Source organism: Kitasatospora nipponensis, from assembly GCF_039528135.1.
GTDB classification, from domain to species: Bacteria; Actinomycetota; Actinomycetes; order Streptomycetales; family Streptomycetaceae; genus Kitasatospora; species Kitasatospora nipponensis.
The window spans coordinates 1-847 of the sequence record NZ_BAAALF010000602.1; the positions used below are offsets into that span (position 1 = coordinate 1).

Annotated in this window: 1 protein-coding gene; it reads left to right on the top strand. The window is 69.8% G+C overall.

The window, feature by feature from the left end; genetic code table 11:
- Positions 1-99 precede the first annotated feature (99 nt).
- Positions 100-762, top strand: a complete 663-nt coding sequence (locus ABD323_RS42170; protein ID WP_184919262.1) for a methionine ABC transporter permease — start codon at positions 100-102, stop codon at positions 760-762.
- Positions 763-847 lie beyond the last annotated feature (85 nt).

Below are 847 nucleotides of genomic sequence, written 5' to 3' on the forward strand. Positions count from 1 at the left end.
CTCGCTGCCACTGGGCAGCCTGACCGTCGAACTGCACGGCGACGAAGCCGATCTGACGGCCTTTCTGGCCGCCTGGGAGCGCGCGGAGGTGTTGGCCGCGTGAAGGTCGACTGGAACGTCTTCTGGCCCAAGCTGGCCGACGCCACCGGCCAGACCGTCTACATGGTGCTGGTCACCCTGCTGCTCTCCTCGGCCCTCGGACTGGTGCTCGGCCTGCTGCTGTACGCCACCCGGAAGGGCAACCTGCTGCAGAACCGGGCGGTCTTCTCCCTGCTCAACCTGCTGATCAACCTGGTCCGGCCGGTGCCGTTCATCATCGCGATCGTCGCTATGGCCCCGCTCACCCGCGCGGTCACCGGCTCGATGATCGGCACCGAGGCGGCGATCTTCCCGATGGTGGTGGTCGCCACCTTCGGGGTGGCCCGGATCGTCGAGAACAACCTGGTCGCGGTCGAGCCCGGAGTGATCGAGGCGGCCCGGGCGATGGGAGCGGGGCCGGTGCGGATCATCCTGACCGTGCTGGTGCCCGAGGCGCTCGGCCCGCTGATCCTCGGGCTGACCTTCATCCTGGTGGCACTGATCGACTTCTCGGCGGTGGCCGGCACGGTGGGCGGCGGCGGGGTGGGCAACCTGGCCATGACGTACGGCTACCTGCGCTTCGACACCTCGGTGATGGTGGTGACGGTGGCCGTGCTGATCGTGCTGGTGCAGATCGCCCAGCTGGCCGGGAACCTGCTGGCCCGCAAGGTCCTTCGGCGCTGACTACGGCCCGGGCGCGTCCAGTACGGCGGCGGCCACGTCGCCCGGCCGGTCCTCCATCAACAGGTGGCCGGACGGGACGGCGAGG